Here is a 12,756-nt window from a genome sequence, read left to right as displayed (position 1 = left end):
GTCTAACGTTTGGGTAAACCGATACGGGAATCTAAATTGAGCGATCGAGCTAGTCTGAGTAAGATAATTTCCGTATTGTCGATATAGGGAGGACGAGCCATTGTGAATGGGTAATTATTGTCATTTGCAACCAGAATGGTGTTGGCATCAAGCACAAGCAGATTTTCGATCGTGACGAATGGAAACTGAAACTGTTTGTTCTTATCTCGATTCAGATCATTTGGATCTTCAATATTTAATAAGTCAGCAATCTCTTGTTTTTCAACCCATTGATTTTTGTCTTTTTTGGTTAAATCAATTTTGTATATTTTTTTGAATTTCGCTTCTTTTCCTTGTTTTGCGTCTCGTTCGATGACTAAATATTCATTTTCATTGATGACAGTCATATCACCCGGTGCATGTTCTGAATTTTCGAGCTTGTAATAACCAGCTAATCCGTTAAATTTCCCCGTTTGTGCATCCACTTGATAAATTCTCAACACGCCTTCAGGATCACCTTTCACAGTTCCTTCAAGCATTGGATAAATTTTGGTGCGATCGGGATTGATCGCCATCGCTTCAAATCCCTTTGATGCAGCGAGGTTGGGCTTGTCTGAACTTTGAGGCGATCGTACCCATCCTCCTTTGAGATCGGGAGTCGAAATCGGTGGAGCTAGAAGCTTGCCGTATTGATCAAAATGCAATAAATAAGGACCGAATTCATCCCCGATCCAAACTGAGCGATCGCTGGCAATTACCAAGGATTCAGGATCGAAATCTGCACCCGTGAGCATACGGCTCTCTTCGTTGACCAACTTAAAGGGCACTTTGCGATCGTGATCGATCAGTTGAAAAAATTTGAGTGGTTTCACTTCTCCGTTTCCGCCTCTGCCTCGGAAATTCGGTGTGACTTGATAAAGTCTGAGTAAGAAGTCTGAGCTGTTCTCTTTTGATCCAAATCCGTTGTCTGTCAAGAACCAGAAAGAATCGCGATCGGCAAATTGCACCGCGCTCAATCCTTGAATCGGTTGTCCATTAAAACTGCCCGTCCGCCCGTTTGCTGAGATTTTTGCACCTGAATTTGCACCCGGAACAAATACATCCGCAGGCAAAGCAGCAAATCCAACTAAGGTCGTCAGATTTTGAGCGGTTACAGCAGATCTGAGAAAAAGAATGAGCAATACGATTGCTAAGAACGGTGCAATCCAGCTTTTGTGAAACAGTTTTCTCATAAGCAGTAGCATTTCATAGCAACATTAAGAAGTGAGTATGAAAAGAACAACGATCGGTTAAATCGATCGCTGTTTTCAAAGGAGGCTTTAGAAGTATAAAAAGTCTCTTTGCTCACCTTGCCATCTCACCCTGGAATGAAATTCGGGGCTAGTGAAGTGAAGTCTGTGCAACTTTCTAATACAAAGGTTTGAGCAATCCAGTTCTCGTCAAAGGACTTCGCACTGCTAACCTGGAATGGAATTTCAGGGCAGGTGAATGCGTCTCAATGATTACTTTCAAAACATTCTCACACCCCCCCTGATTAGGTTTGATTCGTCAGAAATTGATTCAACGCTTCCAGCATTTCCACGAGTTGCATGATGAGCAGGGGGGCTTGTGTTAAATCATTTTGCAATGCCTGAACTTCTAGCATTGATGCAACTGATTGCATTTCATATAAACCCACATTTGCACTTGCCCCTTTAATGTGATGCGCTGCACGAGAAAGGTCGATCGCGTTTTCGCTGGCCAATGCAGTTTTTGCAGCATTGAGATGCTGATGCGAATCTTCTGCAAAAATTTGCAATAATTCTCTCTCAAACGCTTCATTCTCGTCTGAGATTTGATGGAGATGCTCCCAATCGATCGCTAAAGTCATAGTCTGTTTTACTACTTGTTGTTCTAAAAACTCACCCCAGTAGGTCAGCTTTTCGCTTAGCTTCTCTTTGGAAATTGGCTTACTCAAATAGTCATCCATTCCTGATGCTAAGCAGCGGTCTCGATCTTCAAGCATGGCATTTGCCGTGAGCGCAATAATCACAATGCGACGCGAGGATTGCTGAGATCGGATCAAGCGGGTCGCTTCGTAGCCATCGACAATTGGCATCTGACAATCCATCAATACAAGGTTGTATGGAATTTGATGCAGGATGTCGATCGCTTCTTTTCCGTTTGCCGCAACGTCAGCAGTGTAGCCTAAATGTTTCAATTGATTCAAAGTCACTTTCTGATTGACAATATTGTCTTCAACCAAGAGAATTTTGAGCTTTGAGTTTGTTTTTTCAGACAACACCGGAATTGCTGTGTTTTTCTCGATCGCGTCCACGTTCTGCATCGTATTCATCATGCAATCAAGCAACCGGGATTGTTTGACTGGCTTGATCAGATATGCGGAAAACCCAAGCTCTTTCATACGTTTCGCACCGCCCCATCGATGGGCAGAGGTGAGCATAATTAATCGGGTATGCGCGAGTGTTGGATCGGCTTTAATCTGTGCGCCTAACATTTCGCCATCAATCTCAGGCATTTGCATATCAAGAATCGCAAGATCGTAAGGTATTCCAGCATGAGCGCGATCGCGTAATTTTTGCAGAGCGATCGTTGCATTCTCCGCCTCTTCGACCTCAAGCCCCCACGCCGAAACTTGAGAGCGAACAATCGTTCGATTCGTTTCGTGATCATCGACAACCAGCAATCGCAAATTGGCTAAATCTGGAATTTGGGTCAGAGCATTGTCATCACTATCTTGCGCAACAAGCGGTTGAGATTGCTTTGCAAACGTCAAGGAAAACCAGAATTTGGAGCCAGCTTTTGGCGCGCTTTCAACCGAGATCGAGCCACCCATCAATTCGACGAGTTGCCGCGAAATCGCTAATCCTAGCCCAGTTCCCCCGTATTGCCGAGTCATCGATGCATCGACTTGAGCAAAGGGTTGAAAAAGCCGTGCTTGAGCCTCTTGAGGAATTCCAATTCCCGTATCGCTGACACAAAAGAGAATCGTTGCTTCGCGAGCAGTTTGAGAGTCTAAAATCGCTTCGATCAGGACTTCACCCCGTTTGGTGAATTTAATCGCGTTCCCAACGAGATTCGTGAGAATTTGGCGTAATCGGCTAACATCGCCGCGCAGCGCGATCGGTAAATCATGATGAATCAACGTTGCAATCTCTAATTCCTTCGCAAAAGCAGCAGGTGCAAACAGATCAGCGACTTCTTCAATACAAGTCGTGAGATTAAAATCGAGCGTTTCTAGCTCCATTTCTCCCGCTTCTAGCTTCGAGAAATCGAGAATCTGATTCATCAGGGTCAGTAAGTTATCGCCGCTCGCCCGAATGGTTCCGACAAAATCTCGCTGAGTCGGATTCAGGTCTGTATCTAAGAGCAATCCGGTCATCCCAAGGACAGCATTCATCGGTGTCCGAATCTCATGACTGATGGTGGCAAGGAACGTACTTTTCATCTGGGAAACTCGTTCTGCTGCGGCTCTTGCTTGCTCTAAAGCTAAATTCTGCTCGGTTAAACGCGATCGCTGCTGTTGCTCTTGATCGAGCAGTCTTGCCTGCGTTAAAGCGATCGCCACTTGATTCGCGAGCTGAACTAAAAACTCGACTTCAAACGCTTGCCATTGACGCGTGCTTTCGCACTGATGCGCAATTAACAACCCCCATAATTGCGGTTCTACTGCATCGTCTTGATGCTGCAAAATTGGAACGACTAAGGTCGCCTTGACTTCAAGCTGTTGGAGTAATCGCAGCTGATACGGCATCAGGTCAGCAAGTTCAGTATCATCGACCACGATCGTTCCGCCCTGCTGATACCATTTCCACGGTCCCTCTCTGAAGCAGGCTTCCTCAAAGTGTGCACCCAGTGCCGAACTCCAGCCCGCACGAACAGATTCAACGACCACTGTTCCTGATAGCTCTCGCTCAAATCGATAAATGATCACTCGATCAGTTTGCAAAAACTGCCGCACTTCTGCCACAGTCGTTTCTAGAATTTCATTCAGATGCAACGATTGCCGAATCTTCAACGTAATGGCTGCGAGTAATTGCGATCGCGCATTTTGCCGTTGCGCTTCTTCTTCGGCTTGTTTGCGCTCAATAAATTGTCCAACTTGTGCCGCGATTGCCACCATCATCGCGGTCATCATTTCCGCATCCGGCGGGCGTACCCGATGACTAAACAGTGCAATGACACCAACCGTCTGCTCTCGGCTCAGAATCGGACAGCCCATTGCCGCATGCAGTCCGACTCGAGCCGCAATATGCGATCGTAAAAACATTTTGTCGTAGACCACATCGCTCATCCAAAGCGGTTGCCCACTGCTCCAAACTCGTCCGGGCAACCCATAACCCGGTGCAAATACCCACGATTCCGAGGAATTTGAAAACTCATGAAACTGCGCGGCTAATCGACTCCAATGTGCCTGACAGCGAATCACGTTGGCAGTACGATCGGCAATCCACAACTCCCCAAAATCCCAATTGGTATGTTCACAGATTGTCTGCAGCAATCGTGGTGTTGCTTCATTTAACGATGGCGCTTCCGCGAGAACGCGTGTCACAAGATGCTGAAGCTGGAGCTGAAGCTGCATTCCTGTGGATCGCCCTTGTGCAGCCCTTTGCTCTAGTTCAAAGATTTTTCGTTGCTGCTCTAGTAATGTCACAGCTTGTTGAGCCAGCGATCGCAACGCCGTTTTCTGCTGCGCATCTAAACTCTGGGGCACATAATCCATCACGCAAAGCGTCCCCAACGCGTACCCCTCTGCATCAATTAATGGCATTCCTGCATAAAATCGAATGGGGGGAGTAGCCGACGATCCTAAAGGATGACAAATAAACCGTTCATCTCCAGACGCATCCACGACGACGACGACATCCGATTTCGTCAATGTATGGTTACACATGGATTTACGGCGGGGCATTTCAGTCGCATCGATTCCGACACTGGACTTAAAGACTAAGCGATCGGTATCCATCAACCCTAACAGTGCGATCGGAACGTCACAAATCTGTGCTGCCAAGTGAGTTAGGCTATCAAACAGTTCCCGACAGGACTGGTCTAGAATGCCGTACCCGTAGAGGGTGATGAGTCTCGCCGCTTCTTGTTCCGGGGATGCGATCATAATTTTCTTCGCGGACAACTGGCGGTTTTTTTATACCAGGTCAAACAGTGCGCAACTGTATTAATCGCTATTAATCGCTGCGATACGGATATGAGAGCCGCACTAAAAAATGGTCAATCTTTCAGGAGCCAAGTCAATCCACTGAGTATGGTAAACCAGAAGACCCAAACGGGAACCTGGAAATATGTGAGGACTTCTGAAGGAAATAAGATTACTTTAACCACGCTAAGCCCTAGAAATGGTAGCACAGCCAAAATGAAAAATGGCATGACTCTCCTGACTCTGAATGTATCAATAAATGCTGATTTATATGGCGCTACAGGACGCTTGCCACCGGCAGTCTGAAAAGCGAACACTCACTGACGATCGCCCCTCTCTTCGGTTCTAGAATACAAATTAGATGCGGTTAAGAAACGATTATTCACACTTCACGCAGGGAATTTTACAATGATCAGGCGACTTTTGAGCGGAGTGCTAGTGAGTGCGATCACTCTTACTCTGCCTGCACTGGCACAACCCAATAACTTTAAAACTTTGACCATCGACGATCAAACTTCATCGGGAATGATGATGGGATCGACTGGAGGAACAACTTCCCTACCTGCCGTTGTCAGCAACAGCGATCGATCCGAACGCAAATGTCTTGGCTTTGGCGATCCGAATCCCGATCATACGATCGTGCTGAAAAAACCAGTCTCTACTCTGACGCTTCAGGTCGATAGCGGCGGCAGCGACACCACTTTACTGATGTCAGGACCGGGCGGAGTGCGCTGTGCCGATGCTGGCTCTAAAAAAGATGCTCGCTTACGAGAGAAAGACTTGCAACCCGGCACTTACCAAGTTTGGGTGGGGACCGTAACTCCAAACACCAATCGAGAGTATCGTTTAATCGTACGGACGGGCAATTAAGATTTATCGGGCGTTTGTTACAAAACTTATACCGTCTCTCATCAGCGCACCCGCTATCTTTTATGATGAGAAGTCGATTCAGCAGCGATCGAGTTCTACACACTTTTTAATAATTCAAGTGTAGGAACCCGAATCGTTTTAATCTTAAAAATGAACTGGTTGACCCTGGGCGGTGTTTGACTTCTGATTTTGGATTTTAGATCTTGGATTTTGAATTTTTGTTCAGAACCCGATCCCTAAATTCCATCAGCCTCAGCATGTGGATGAAATCATATATAGTCAATCCAAAATCGCCAATCCAAAATCTAAATTGGCTGTTCCAGGTGAAGCTCTGGTCAGATTTAACACAGTAACGATCCGTAAATGGGAGCTTTAGAAATCCAATGAGTGTTAAGGCAAGTGGTGGAAGCTCGGTTGCGCGCCCGCAACTATACCAAACAGTACCAGTTGCAACGATTTCACAGGCAGAGCAACAAGACCGCTTTTTAGGGCGGGGCGAACTCGATGAACTCGTGCAGTATTTCAAATCTGGGCAAAAACGTCTAGAAATCGCTGAAATTCTGACACGGAACTCTGAACTGATCGTCTCGCGATCGGCAAACCGCATTTTTACAGGCGGCTCTCCGATGGCATTCCTTGAAAAGCCCAATGTTGACGCAGAACCTGTGAAAACGGTGGCAGGCACAACCCTGAATACCGAAGAAGGGATGAAACTGGGAACTGTCACTTATGCGGAAGGCTCCGGCGGCGGATTATTTGGCGGCATTCGGAACTTCTTCCTAACGCCGAGCGCAGGTGCAATCCCTCCAGGGTTCCGTCCAATTAACGTGGCACGCTATGGCCCGAGCAATATGGCGAAGTCGCTCCGCGACTTAAGCTGGTTCTTACGCTATACGACCTATGCGATCGTGGCAGGCGATCCGAGCATCATCTCAGTCAATACTCGCGGGTTGCGCGAAATTATTGAACGAGCATGTTCCGGTGAAGCAACCATCGTGGCACTGCAAGAAATGAAAGTCGCAGCCGGAATTTATTTCCGGGGGGATGCAGATGCAAAAGCGATCGTCGATCAGTACTTCGATGTTCTGATCACTGAATTTAAAGCGCCCACACCTTCAACCAAACTGCGTCAACGTCCTTCTCCCGACCAACAGGGCTTACAACTGCCGCAAATCTACTTCAATGCAGCAGAACGCCGTCCGAAGTTTGTGATGAAACCAGGACTGTCGGCAAGCGAGAAAAACGAAGCAGTCAAGGCAGCTTACCGCCAGGTATTTGAGCGGGACATCACTCGCGCTTACTCATTGAGCATCTCTGACCTCGAATCGAAGGTGAAAAACAGCGAAATCTCGATGAAGGAATTCATCCGTCGCTTGGCAAAATCACCCTTGTACCGCAAGAACTTCTTCGAGCCGTACATCAATAGCCGCGCTCTTGAATTGGCATTCCGTCACATTCTCGGTCGGGGTCCTTCTTCGCGTGAAGAGGTGCAGAAATATTTCTCGATCGTATCGAGCGGTGGGTTGAATGCCCTCGTCGATGCTTTGGTCGATTCGCAAGAGTACAGCGACTACTTCGGAGAAGAAACTGTTCCGTACCTGCGTGGCTTAGGTCAAGAAGCTCAAGAATGTCGCAACTGGGGTCCGCAACAAAACCTGTTTAACTACAGTGCACCCTTCCGCAAGATTCCGCAGTTTCTCACCACGTTTGCCTCTTACGATCAGCCGTTGCCGGATCAGCACGTTTACGGTTCTGGAAACGATCCACTAGAAATCCAGTTTGGTGCGATCTTCCCGAAAGAAACTCGTACTCCTAGCGCAAGCCCTGCTCCATTCGGCAAAGATACACGTCGAATCTTGATCAATCGCGGACCTGGCATCAACAACCAGCTCAGCAATCCAAGCGCGCGCGGTGTTGCTCCTGGCACGCTTGGTCCAAAAGTCTTCAAATACGACCAAAGTCCTAGCTTTACCAAGTCATTTGGAAAGCGGTCTACTGGCACAAAAGGCATTAGTACCAAATTCTCAGAAAGTTCCACCCAAGCGGTGATCAAAGCGGCTTATCTGCAAGTTTTCGGGCGCGATGTCTATGAAGGACAACGCCTCAAAGTCGATGAAATCAAGCTGGAAAACGGCGAAATCACCATTAAAGAATTCGTCCGTCGCTTGGCGAAGTCACCGCTATTCCGCAGTCTGTACTGGGAAAAACTGTATGTGATGAAAGCGGTGGAATACATTCACCGTCGCCTGTTGGGTCGTCCAACCTACGGTCGCCAAGAAACCAATAAGTACTTTGATATCAGTGCGAAGAAAGGCGTTTACGCATTAGTCGATGCGATTCTTGACACGGAAGAGTACAACGTAACCTTTGGCGAAGATACCGTTCCTTATGAGCGCTATCTCACCCCCGCAGGTGTTTCTCTGAGAATGAACCGCGTCGGTTCGATTCAAGACAAAGGCACCAAGATTACGAAAGAGGAAACGCCTCTGTTCGTTCAATTGGGAACTTCGACTGGTCTACGGACTCAACCCGATGTAGACTTCCGGATCAACCAAGGGGTCAGCAAGAAGCGCGAACAAACGAAAGTCTTCAAGCTTACCCAACTCAACGACAAGGCGAACCTCAAGACTGTAATCGGTGCGGCTTATCGTCAAGTCTTCGAGCGCGACATTGCTCCGTATGTGATCCAAAACGAATTCTCGGTCTTGGAAACTCAACTCAGCAATGGCGATATCACCTTGAAAGAGTTTATTGCAGGGCTTGGTTCTTCCAGTCTGTATGTCAAGGAGTTCTACACGCCTTACCCGAACACGAAAGTGATCGAGCTAGGAACGAAGCATTTCTTAGGACGTGCTCCTCTGGATCAAGCTGAAATCCGCAAGTACAACAAGATCTTGGCGACTCAAGGCTTGAAGGCGTTTATCACCGAGATGGTCAACACCGTCGAGTACAACGAAGCGTTTGGTGAAGATGTGGTTCCATACAACCGTTTCTTAACCTTGCCGGCTGCGAACTTCCCGAACTCTCAAACCTTGTACAACAAGCTGACGAAGCAAAACGATAAGGTTGAAGTTCCGAGCTTTTCGCCCACGAATTCGCGCCTAGATATTTCCACGATGCCGTTGACTTCTAGCGCGATCGCGGCAAATGGCAAAGATGTAGCTCAAGTGGGTCGTTCTTCGACTCCCTTTGTCCCGGCAGAGTTGGACATGCGCCGTAAGCCTGCTCGCATCTACCGGATGAATCCTGGCATGATGCAGCACGAGAGTGAGATGGTGATCAATGCCATTTATGCTCAAGTGATGAATGTACCAGCGGATCAAGTTCCGGTTGAGTTTAAGCGATCGGATCTCGAAGCTCAGTTGCAGCAGGGCGAAATTTCAGTGCGGGAGTTTGTTCGCGCATTGGCAAGTTCACCGAGCTATAGCCAGCGCTTCTATACTCCCTATCCGAATGCAAAAGCGATCGAGCTATTGTTCCGTCATTTGCTAGGTCGGGCGCCGATCAGTCAGGAAGAGCTGCACGAATACAATCAGATCTTATCGGGTCAAGGGTTGAGTGCTGTTGTACATGCGATCGTCGATGGAACTGAGTATGCTCGCTTCTTTGGCGAAGATGTCGTTCCCTACAAGCGCAATCTAGACGCAACTTCGATCTAATTTGCTCTAACTAAAGTCGGTTGAATGATAAAGCCCTCGATTGTTCTGCAATCGAGGGCTTCCTTTTGTGGGCAGCTTGTTTATCTACGATCGCGCTTCTACATCAAACTTTTCTTGACTGAAACGATCGCGACACATCCTGCATTTCTGCGCTCAGACTGGTACGATAGACAATCAAGCTAGGGGTGCCCGACTGGGCTGAGAACAAACCCTTAGAACCTGAGACTGGGTAATGCCAGCGAAGGGAAGCTCATTAATCAGAGGAAAAACTAATGCGGACAGAATGGATCGCAAAACGCCGAGGACAGAAGAATGTTTCTCAAATGCACTACGCTCGCAACGGAGTCATTACCGAAGAAATGCACTATGTCGCTCAGCGGGAAAATCTTCCTGTTGAATTGATTCGCGATGAAGTCGCACGCGGTCGGATGATCATTCCGGCGAATATCAATCACCCCAATTTGGAGCCGATGGCGATCGGGATTGCTTCAAAATGTAAGGTGAACGCGAACATTGGGGCATCGCCCAATTCCTCGAACATTGATGAAGAAGTAGACAAACTCAAACTCGCGGTCAAGTACGGTGCTGATACCGTGATGGATTTGTCAACCGGGGGCGGAAACTTAGATGAGATTCGGACTGCGATCATCAATGCTTCTCCTGTGCCGATCGGAACTGTGCCGATTTATCAGGTTCTCGAAAGTGTGCATGGAGATCTCGATCGCTTAACCCCAGATGATTTTCTACATGTGATTGAAAAGCACGCTCAACAAGGCGTGGATTACATGACCATTCATGCGGGATTGTTGATCGAATACTTGCCGCTCGTCAAATCCCGAATTACTGGGATTGTTTCTCGCGGTGGTGGAATTATTGCGCGCTGGATGTTGCAGCATCACAAGCAGAATCCGCTCTACACCCACTTTGATGACATTATCGAAATTTTCAAGAAGTACGATGTGTCGTTTAGTTTAGGAGATTCACTGCGTCCGGGTTGTACTCACGACGCGTCGGATGAAGCTCAGCTTTCGGAATTAAAAACACTCGGACAGCTGACTCGCAAAGCTTGGGAACATGATATTCAAGTCATGGTTGAAGGACCAGGACATGTGCCGATGGATCAGATCGAGTTCAATGTTCGCAAGCAAATGGAAGAGTGTTCAGAAGCACCTTTCTATGTTTTGGGTCCATTAGTCACCGATATTGCTCCAGGCTATGACCATATTACTTCCGCGATCGGGGCTGCGATGGCAGGTTGGTATGGGACTGCGATGCTTTGCTATGTGACTCCGAAAGAGCATTTAGGCTTGCCGAATGCGGAAGATGTTCGTAATGGGTTGATTGCTTATAAGATTGCGGCACATGCGGCAGATATTGCACGGCATCGACCGGGAGCGCGCGATCGCGATGATGAGCTTTCGGCTGCACGGTATAACTTTGACTGGAATCGGCAATTTGAACTTTCGCTGGATCCAGAGCGAGCCAAGGAATACCACGATGAAACATTACCAGCAGACATTTATAAGACTGCTGAGTTCTGCTCGATGTGTGGACCGAAGTTCTGCCCCATGCAAACGAAAGTAGACGCTGATGCGCTAACTGAACTTGAAAAGTTCTTGGCACGGGAAAAACAGCCCGTTCGCTAATTGCTTGTTGCTCAGTCTTGCTCTCTAACCTCACAAATCTTAGGAATTTAGAGGGCAAGCTTGCTTTTTAAGCGATCGCGGCAGGTTGTAGTAGCCGATGCGAAGGTTGGCGAGTTCGAGTCAGACTTTCATTTCTAATCGTATTCATTGCATGTATCCGTTGGTGAAATGAAGCCGGAAAGTATTCACGACAGTGGCTACAATACCAATTCTTCTCTCCATGCAGTACATGGGAGAGTAAAGTATGAGAGCAAATAAAACATTGATTTGAAGCGTTCATGCTAAGCCAAACCCAACTCGTTGCTAATGCTATGGGTAGCTTACTAGGTCAAGAGTTCATCACAAATCTTCCACGCGATAGAACAGGCTTTTAAGAAAAGCTTAAATTTACTATGGCAGTCCTGTCTGCTGCGCGGAAGTGGAATTGAGCGTCGCCGTACCAGTCTTATAGGTGTGACCTGGTAGTTACCATGCCAAAATTTCTGCAATTTGTTCTGCTAAATTTAACGGCTCAAATGGTTTTGCAATCATGCCGGAAATCGGTAGGGGATTGTTTGGATCAGCCGCGATCGCAGGTAGCTTGGCAGTCAAAAGAATAACTGGAATGGCTGCGGTGACTGGATGTTTCTTCAAGTGTCGTAAGAGCATGATTCCATCCATGTCCGGCATCATGATATCTAGTAAGATTGCATCTGGCTGTTCTGTTTCAGCCTTCGTCAATCCGTCTGCCCCTGATGTTGCAACGATCACTGTCCAACCTCCAAGTTTGCTCAGACAGGCTTGAATGACCCGAGCCAGTCTTCTTTCATCATCAATCAGCAGAATCCGCTTGGCTAACATAAACTCTAAGCCAGATTGAAGTGGATATTTCTCTCTTTGCGAAGTATCTTCTCCATTATCTTTTACATCTTCCCTGTATCGGATATTTAGCTTCTTAAGTATGGAGCAATACAAAGCTGTCGAGAACATAGAACCGTTGCTATCGAAAGTCTTGCTGTCACTAAGACTTCTTATAGATAATTTACCCCTAATGGGACTGTACGATTGCATCGTTTCATGCCGATCCTAAATTCATCTTCAAAATTCACCCTCATGTTCTGAACGTTGTGCGGCATCGTGTTCTTTTACCCTCGTTCACTCACATCTTCAGTTTGGGACAACCTTGTAATGAAGCAACTTGTCATCTGTGTTGAAATATCTTGGCTAGAAAGATTGGCAAGAGCCTTAACAGAATAATTCGCGTTCATGATCAATTCTAAAAAGCCTTTTATTGTACTTTTTAAATTTGAAGAAATTTTGGAGAAATCCTGAGTTTATTTGTAGACGCAATTCGTCTGGAAAATGATAATCTTATTCCTATTTAGAAAAACGATTTAGAGCCAGCAGAATTACTTTAGGAAATCGATCATCCGCCTAGAATTATCAATTCAATTACTCACCAGCCTAAATC

General features: G+C 46.9%; 6 protein-coding genes and 1 riboswitch. Of the genes, 3 read left to right on the top strand and 3 right to left on the bottom strand.

The genetic code is table 11. From position 1 onward, the window contains the following. Nucleotides 1-2: 2 nt before the first annotated feature. Nucleotides 3-1,211, bottom strand: a complete 1,209-nt coding sequence (locus tag J0L70_RS22305; protein ID WP_287455900.1) for an esterase-like activity of phytase family protein — start codon at nucleotides 1,209-1,211, stop codon at nucleotides 3-5. Nucleotides 1,212-1,513: 302 nt separating this feature from the next. Next, nucleotides 1,514-5,092, bottom strand: a complete 3,579-nt coding sequence (locus J0L70_RS22300; protein ID WP_287455899.1) for a response regulator — start codon at nucleotides 5,090-5,092, stop codon at nucleotides 1,514-1,516. Between the two features lie 447 nt (nucleotides 5,093-5,539). On the opposite strand from J0L70_RS22300, the gene J0L70_RS22295 reads away from it, so the two are divergent. The 3 genes from J0L70_RS22295 to thiC all read left to right on the top strand — a co-directional run bounded on the left by J0L70_RS22295 (nucleotide 5,540) and on the right by thiC (nucleotide 11,306). Then, entirely contained in the window at nucleotides 5,540-6,001 is a 462-nt protein-coding gene (locus tag J0L70_RS22295; protein WP_287455898.1) for a hypothetical protein, read from the top strand. Nucleotides 6,002-6,384: 383 nt separating this feature from the next. Beyond that, nucleotides 6,385-9,660, top strand: a complete 3,276-nt coding sequence (locus J0L70_RS22290) for a phycobilisome rod-core linker polypeptide (protein ID WP_287455897.1) — start codon at nucleotides 6,385-6,387, stop codon at nucleotides 9,658-9,660. A 171-nt stretch (nucleotides 9,661-9,831) separates the two neighbouring features. Beyond that, nucleotides 9,832-9,924: riboswitch (TPP riboswitch) on the top strand. 8 nt (nucleotides 9,925-9,932) lie between these two features. Next, on the top strand, nucleotides 9,933-11,306 hold the full coding sequence (thiC, locus tag J0L70_RS22285) for a phosphomethylpyrimidine synthase (RefSeq protein ID WP_190652973.1): 1,374 nt from the start codon (nucleotides 9,933-9,935) through the stop codon (nucleotides 11,304-11,306). 465 nt (nucleotides 11,307-11,771) lie between these two features. Here thiC and J0L70_RS22280 read toward each other — a convergent pair whose 3' ends face one another. After that, entirely contained in the window at nucleotides 11,772-12,146 is a 375-nt protein-coding gene (locus J0L70_RS22280) for a response regulator (RefSeq protein ID WP_190652974.1), read from the bottom strand. Nucleotides 12,147-12,756 lie beyond the last annotated feature (610 nt).

The sequence above is a fragment of the Leptolyngbya sp. UWPOB_LEPTO1 genome, assembly GCF_017302695.1.
GTDB classification, from domain to species: domain Bacteria; phylum Cyanobacteriota; class Cyanobacteriia; order Leptolyngbyales; family Leptolyngbyaceae; genus Leptolyngbya; species Leptolyngbya boryana.
This window is presented reverse-complemented; position numbering and strand designations above follow the sequence as displayed.

Excerpts from the sequence above, each read along its gene's own strand:
- J0L70_RS22305 (WP_287455900.1), bottom strand. The coding sequence starts at position 1,211 with ATGAGAAAACTGTTTCACAAAAGCTGGATTGCACCGTTCTTAGCAATC.
- J0L70_RS22300 (WP_287455899.1), bottom strand. The coding sequence starts at position 5,092 with ATGATCGCATCCCCGGAACAAGAAGCGGCGAGACTCATCACCCTCTAC.
- J0L70_RS22295 (WP_287455898.1), top strand. The coding sequence starts at position 5,540 with ATGATCAGGCGACTTTTGAGCGGAGTGCTAGTGAGTGCGATCACTCTT.
- J0L70_RS22290 (WP_287455897.1), top strand. The coding sequence starts at position 6,385 with ATGAGTGTTAAGGCAAGTGGTGGAAGCTCGGTTGCGCGCCCGCAACTA.
- thiC (WP_190652973.1), top strand. The coding sequence starts at position 9,933 with ATGCGGACAGAATGGATCGCAAAACGCCGAGGACAGAAGAATGTTTCT.
- J0L70_RS22280 (WP_190652974.1), bottom strand. The coding sequence starts at position 12,146 with ATGTTAGCCAAGCGGATTCTGCTGATTGATGATGAAAGAAGACTGGCT.